Raw genomic sequence first — 6,197 nt, 5'->3', positions numbered from 1 at the left:
CGAAAAATGTGCTTTTTTCATAATTTTCTCCTGTGTTTACAATAAGAGAAAATTCTACGTTTGGCATCTATTATTTTTCGGGGGGATTACCCTTAGCGATGGCTTGCTTTTCAATAAAACGTGCACGAAAGTCTTCGTCGGCAATTTTGCTTTGTGGTTTTACTTCGATAAATTTTTGCGTACCGTCTGTGCGGGTAAGTAAAAAGTCAGGTGTATAACTGCATGTACGGTTATCAAACTGATATTCGTAACCTAGTGGTTGTGCTTCAAATGCGGCTATTGATGTTGAAAATTCAAAATGAAAGCAAGCATCAAACTCTAAAGAGGATTCGACTAAACAGGTAGATTTATTTTTTGACTAGCAAATTTATGGAGGTTTTTAACACGAGAGTGTTTAAGTTTTCTTCTGTACATGTGAGTCAGCCATCTAACCATCTGGTTAAATACTAGACTATGCCACCTTATATTTCCAATTTATGCCATCTTTTAGTACAAATATGTCAACTTATACTTCAAACAACATAAATTAAAATAGTTTGGGTGGCAGTCTTACCAGCCGCATCTCGGCACACACGTCGTAAGCTGTGGCTGCTCCCTTCCGGGCCTGACCAAGTTCACCTACTAGTGTTGCGAGAGGACCAATAAGACTACCATTGAGGGCCTTCTTTGGCGCGGAAAGGATTATCTCTACTTTTACGGTGTTATTCAAGGGATATTGCAAAAAGAAAGTGCGATTGCATACTTGCTATACAATCGCAGGCTTTTATAGACTTAATTTTACTTTTCGAGCTCTGCTTTCACATTCCGTAGAACTGCTTTTACTTTTTTTATGTTCTCTGGGCCCATACGCAACAATTGTTTTTGTGCGGCAGGAAGTTGCTCCCACTCTGCATACGCATACTGATAATTGACAGAATCACGAATAAGCGGCATATCACCTTTTGGCTCTGGGGTATCCAATAGTAGTTCAATGGCTTCTTCTAATGTTTGGTTAAAAGCATCGCTGTCATAGCCAATTTCTGCATAAGCATCATTAATTAACGGCTTGTATTCATCGTACATCCGTACAATTTGTGCCGCGCTCATGCTAGTAAATACTTTTACATACGGTGTATAACGCTCATAACTGTTAGGGTCGATGGTAAGTATATCGCCTTCAATTACTTTAAATGTGTCTTCTGGGCGCTCTACTGGGGCATGCTTACTAGCTATTTTCCCATCAGCAAGGTTATCAACAAACACAACGCCACGGCGGATTACATCATCTGTGATCATTAAACTCATTACCTGATCACTTAGCAGCTCATCCATACGCTCTACAACTACTTCGTCGCTTTCATTTAAGTTTGGCAGCGGTTTTACCTCAAGCGCGGGCTCTGCATCACGCACTGGTGGTTGCATGGCTGTATTTTGCTCTTCTATCGTTGTTTCAGGCTCTACGGGTTCTGGTTCTGGTTCTGGTTCTTCAAACGTCTGCATCGGTTGTTCCACCGGCGCTTGCTCCACTTCGGTAGCCACTTCTTTTTCATCGGAGCTTAGTAAAACAAAAGCTGCGGCACAAGCGATTACAACAAGGATGACAATAGCAAACAGAAAGTTATTGTTTGGTGCACGTTTTTCAATCTCTGGTTGTGGTGTTTGATCTGACATACGAACTCCATAAAAATTAAAAATTGATACTCTGCGTAAAATTACATCGCCAAGCAAAAAAAAACAACAAGGCTAAGGTATCCTTTGATTCTTCTAGCTTAAAGACTTACAGTTAATAAATAAAGTAAATACCTACAACAGTTTAATTGCAACTATGAAAATCAAGCAAGTTAATCACGACAAACCGAAAATAGCTCTACTACTAACAGGTGGTGGTGCACGCGCAGCTTATCAAGTGGGCGTATTAAAAGCCCTTGCGCAAAGTATGCCACGTAATGCGCCATTACCTTTTACTATTATTAATGGCACATCAGCGGGGGCTATTAATTCAGCTGCGCTGGCATGTTATGCATCATGTGCCCATTTGGCGGTTAGAAAGCTTGAATCGGTATGGAAAAACTTTTCTACCTCGATGGTCTATAAAAGCGACTTTTTAAGTGTGTTTGGCCATATTACTCGTAATATGCTAACTAGTTTTCAGTCTGAACATATTAACCACCCACCGGCTAGCTTATTAAATAATCAACCTCTGCGTAAGCTGTTGAATGAAATATTAGATTTACATCGCATTGAGCGCAACATACATCGTCATTACTTAGAAGCACTATCGATTACCGCTTCAAGTTATACGACCGGTGATTCGGTAGCATTTTTCCAATCTAACCATCAAACAACTTGGCGACGCGCAAAACGTGAAGGCCAAGCGACACGGATTAATGTTGAGCATCTAATGGCATCAAGTGCTATTCCTATGGTGTTTCCAAGTGTGAATGTATACAACCATTACTTTGGGGATGGCTCAATTCACCAACTATCGCCGTTAAGTCCATGTGTACATTTAGGTGCTGAGAAAATATTTGTCATTGGTGTAGATCAACCAAGTGCTCTTCATCCTCCGGGCTATGTACCGCATTACCCGGGGGTATCAGCGATTGCGGGGCACTTACTCGATAGCGTATTTACTGATACGTTACAGTCAGACTTAGAACGCCTAGACCGAATAAATCGTACCCTTGGTTTGTTGCCTGGTCGTGATAAGCATCAAGAACTCAAACATATTGATACTTGTGTGATCAATCCGTCTGAGAACTTTAATGCTATTGCTGCCCAGTACTATGACGATATGCCATTGCCTATCAAAATACTACTACGCATGATCGGAGTTAAAAAGCACTCACAATCGAGTTTAACCAGTTATTTATTGTTTGAGAAGCGCTACACCCAAAAGCTAATTGAAATAGGTTACCAGGATGGCTTAAAAAAATTGCCTGAAATTAGAACCTTTTTAGAATTAGACTAATTTTCATGAGTGGCTAACACAAACCAAACTAGTTTAGCTACTCGCTACCGTCAGATAAATAATGTTCTACCCGATGAGGTTTGCCTTGTTGCATCAAGATATTACCGGATAAAAGCTTGGTTTGTTGTTCTGGTTGTTTAATTTCTTTACCTTCGCGTCGAAGCGTTTTAACAGTTACAGGTACAGGCGCTTTTCTAAATTTAATTCTGCTTAGGTTTTATTTATTGCAAAGGCAATAACATGCAAAGACTTAAGCAGCTCGCTGCTAACTTTTTCATTATCTAACTGGTCGCAAGTAAAAAAAGCCATGTAAAAGTTTATGACGATTACGTCTTTTTTACTGACTCTACTTACAGGAAGCGTCATTGGTAGATCTGATATTAAAAGTATCATGTTAAACAAGCATTAAACTTGCGTAATGGCGTCAATAATCAACAACGCCTGATAATTTTAAAATACCTTTTAAACCATGGCCCTATTGCCTTTTATTTTTTAATTACTTTTTAAGTTTATAGCCAAGTAACGCCAAACAAAAACCAAAAAAGAAACCACTAATTAAATACAACAATGCAGCCTTCGTGGTTAGCGGCACTATAACCACCAATAATAGCGGCGCACTAATGCCTAATATAAAAAATATTCCTCCCTTGCCCAGCCAATAAGCAATTAATATAATGCCGCACAATAATCCACCTACACAAGCATATACCAAGGTGGTTAAATGAAGCTCAAATAAAAGGCTCGCAACCAGTACCATTAATACAGTAATCACAATCCCTGAAGGGGCTTTATTAACAAGTGATAAGCCTACATGAGGCTGTTCGCTCATACTTTTTTCTCCCAAAAAACACCATTTTTATCAGCATGCGTCGAACTTATAAAGTAGTCGCCTACTTGAACTAATTCGTCATTATAAAAAATAAGTGGTACATGTGCGCGCAGCCACGGTGCAACTTTAGCATCTTTAAACCAGTGCTTAAGAGTGTTATTACCGGGTTTATTAATTGGCTTTATCCGTGCCTGTAAGCAATTAAAACGCACACTTACCTGCTCATTAGTAAAAGGCTTACGAATACCCTCTCCTTGCTTTAATACCAGCTTACTACCATCAGATAACACGGTTACGTCGCAGGTTAATTCTTGATCTTTAATATCTACACATTCAGTAACAAAGTATAAATAGCCTTGGTGGCGACGAACTTGCCCATTACTTAATTGTATTAACAACTGAGCATCTACTCTTGCCGTTAAGGCTTGACTAAGTATCTGCTCGGTTTGTTTTTGCGATGGTAAATGTGCCATAAATTGACTCAACCAAGCCCGTAATACGTTGGCTTGGCGAGGTGCACTAAAATCATTTAACAATTGGCAATTAAGTCCTTGCTGATTGTTTTGACAACGACTTAAGTCAATTTGCGTGTATTCATCAAGCACATCTTGTTGCTGCTGTAATAAGCCAATGCTTCGCGCTGTGCTTTTTTCAAAGCCTGTAAAGCGCTCGGCTAGCAAAGGAATTATTTGCTGACGAATAAAGTTACGATCAAAGCATTCATCAAAGTTGGAATCATCGGTGATATGATAAATCCCCTGCACTTCAGCAAAGCTCTCTATCTCTTGACGAGTAATACTCAAAAGAGGCCTTGCACATATTCGCCCTGAATTAAGTTTCCGGTTTTCTCTCATAGCAGCTAAGCCTTGTAAACCGGAACCACGTTTAAGCCTTAACATAAAGGTTTCAAGCTGATCATTTAAATGCTGACCCAATAAAATAACACTGTCTTTTGGACTTTTTTCATCAAGTGCTTGATAACGCGCATCTCGCGCTAGTGCTTCTAAGCTATTACGCGGCTTGTTTTCAATAGTTACTTTAACAGCCTGAAAAGGAACCGTTAGTGAGCTGCATAACTGCTTACAAAACTGCTGCCAATCATCGGCATACTCGCTTAGGCCATGATTTACATAAATAGCGTCTAAGCCTATATTGCCATGTACTGCTTTATACTGCGTCATCAAGTGCAGTAACACGACCGAATCTACACCACCCGATAATGCCACGGTAAAATTAGCATGACCTTGGTTCATAAGTGAGTCAATTTGAGCGGAAAACTCCGGGTATAAAGCGGTTACTTGCATGAACTTAAAACCATTAGGTTAAAAATATTAAAAACAACATTGTTATGTGTTCTTTATATGTCAAAGGCTTGGCATTTAGCCACGCTAAATAAAATGCGCCTGCGATTAAACAAAAAAGCCGCAAAAGCGGCTTTTTTTCATTAACTTACTTATTTAACAATAACCAAACGACATTAAACGTTTGTAACGCTTATCAAGCATTTCATCAGTACTTAACTCTTGAAGCTCGGCTAAATCGCGCTTTAATTGATTTTTAAGGTTACGTGCCACTGTATCGTAATTACGATGTGCGCCACCTAAAGGCTCTTCAATTAAGCTGTTAATTAAATCAAGCTCTTTAACACGCTCTGCAGTTACACCCATCGCTTCTGCTGCAAGCGGAGCTTTATCAGCACTTTTCCAAAGGATTGATGCACAACCTTCTGGCGAAATTACTGAATAAGTGCTGTATTGCAACATGTTAACGCGGTCTCCAACACCAATTGCCAATGCACCACCTGAACCACCTTCACCGATAACTGTACAAATTGTGGGCACTTTTAAAGTGGCCATTACTTTTAGGTTACGAGCAATTGCTTCAGATTGGCCACGCTCTTCAGCGCCAACACCAGGATATGCACCAGGCGTGTCAATAAAGGTCATAATTGGCATTTTAAACCGTTCAGCCATTTCCATTAAACGCAGTGCTTTACGATAACCCTCCGGTTTTGGCATGCCAAAATTACGCTTAATTTTTTCAGCAGTACCGCGCCCTTTTTGCTGACCAATAACCATCACTGGTTGGCCTTCAAAACGGGCAACACCACCTAAAATAGCCGGATCATTAGCAAACGTACGATCGCCTGCTAACTCGTCAAATTCAGTAAACATCCGCTCGATATAATCGCGAGTATAAGGACGCAATGGGTGACGGGCTAGTTGTGAAACTTGCCACGCACCTAATTCAGAGAATACTTTCTCTTTCATTTGCGTGCACTTCTCTTTTAATCGACTGACTTCCTCTTCTAATCCAAGGTCTAATTCGCCAGCGCGGCTTACATTTTGTAACTCTTCAATTTTTGCTTCTAATTCTGCAATTGGAAGCTCAAAATCAAGATAATTGAGGCTCATGCTC

Annotated in this window: 6 protein-coding genes and 1 other RNA gene; 1 reads left to right on the top strand and 6 read right to left on the bottom strand. The window is 40.0% G+C overall.

Annotated features, from left to right (window positions below; translation table 11 throughout):
* Positions 1-70: 70 nt before the first annotated feature.
* From ACT3RM_RS08035 to ACT3RM_RS08025, 3 genes are all read right to left on the bottom strand, one after another.
* Entirely contained in the window at positions 71-280 is a 210-nt protein-coding gene (locus ACT3RM_RS08035; protein WP_441834941.1) for a Tn7 transposase TnsA N-terminal domain-containing protein, read from the bottom strand.
* A 267-nt stretch (positions 281-547) separates the two neighbouring features.
* Positions 548-644: signal recognition particle sRNA small type (gene ffs, locus ACT3RM_RS08030), an RNA gene on the bottom strand.
* A gap of 133 nt (positions 645-777) precedes the next feature.
* Positions 778-1,650, bottom strand: a complete 873-nt coding sequence (locus tag ACT3RM_RS08025) for a DUF3014 domain-containing protein (RefSeq protein ID WP_441834940.1) — start codon at positions 1,648-1,650, stop codon at positions 778-780.
* A gap of 154 nt (positions 1,651-1,804) precedes the next feature.
* Here ACT3RM_RS08025 and ACT3RM_RS08020 point away from each other — a divergent pair, with 154 nt between their 5' ends.
* A complete protein-coding gene (locus ACT3RM_RS08020; RefSeq protein WP_441834939.1) occupies positions 1,805-2,950 on the top strand; it encodes a patatin-like phospholipase family protein in 1,146 nt (381 codons plus the stop codon).
* Positions 2,951-3,446: 496 nt separating this feature from the next.
* Here the strand turns inward: ACT3RM_RS08020 and ACT3RM_RS08015 are convergent, their stop codons facing one another.
* The 3 genes from ACT3RM_RS08015 to accA form a co-directional block, all read right to left on the bottom strand.
* Complete coding sequence (locus tag ACT3RM_RS08015) at positions 3,447-3,779, bottom strand: hypothetical protein (protein ID WP_441834938.1); 333 nt, start codon at positions 3,777-3,779, stop codon at positions 3,447-3,449.
* Positions 3,776-5,083, bottom strand: coding sequence for a tRNA lysidine(34) synthetase TilS (tilS, locus tag ACT3RM_RS08010; protein ID WP_441834937.1), 1,308 nt, complete (start codon positions 5,081-5,083; stop codon positions 3,776-3,778). Before tilS ends, ACT3RM_RS08015 begins: the two co-directional genes overlap by 4 nt.
* A gap of 153 nt (positions 5,084-5,236) precedes the next feature.
* Positions 5,237-6,193 carry an acetyl-CoA carboxylase carboxyl transferase subunit alpha gene (gene accA, locus ACT3RM_RS08005; RefSeq protein WP_441834936.1) on the bottom strand — a complete coding sequence of 319 codons (957 nt, stop codon included), beginning with the start codon at positions 6,191-6,193 and terminating at the stop codon, positions 5,237-5,239.
* Between the last annotated feature and the right edge of the window lie 4 nt (positions 6,194-6,197).

This window comes from Pseudoalteromonas sp. AOP7-A1-14 (assembly GCF_052376275.1).
Taxonomy (GTDB): Bacteria; Pseudomonadota; Gammaproteobacteria; order Enterobacterales; family Alteromonadaceae; genus Pseudoalteromonas.
This window is presented reverse-complemented; position numbering and strand designations above follow the sequence as displayed.

Excerpts from the sequence above, each read along its gene's own strand:
- ACT3RM_RS08025 (WP_441834940.1), bottom strand. The coding sequence starts at position 1,650 with ATGTCAGATCAAACACCACAACCAGAGATTGAAAAACGTGCACCAAAC.
- ACT3RM_RS08020 (WP_441834939.1), top strand. The coding sequence starts at position 1,805 with ATGAAAATCAAGCAAGTTAATCACGACAAACCGAAAATAGCTCTACTA.
- ACT3RM_RS08015 (WP_441834938.1), bottom strand. The coding sequence starts at position 3,779 with ATGAGCGAACAGCCTCATGTAGGCTTATCACTTGTTAATAAAGCCCCT.
- tilS (WP_441834937.1), bottom strand. The coding sequence starts at position 5,083 with ATGCAAGTAACCGCTTTATACCCGGAGTTTTCCGCTCAAATTGACTCA.
- accA (WP_441834936.1), bottom strand. The coding sequence starts at position 6,193 with ATGAGCCTCAATTATCTTGATTTTGAGCTTCCAATTGCAGAATTAGAA.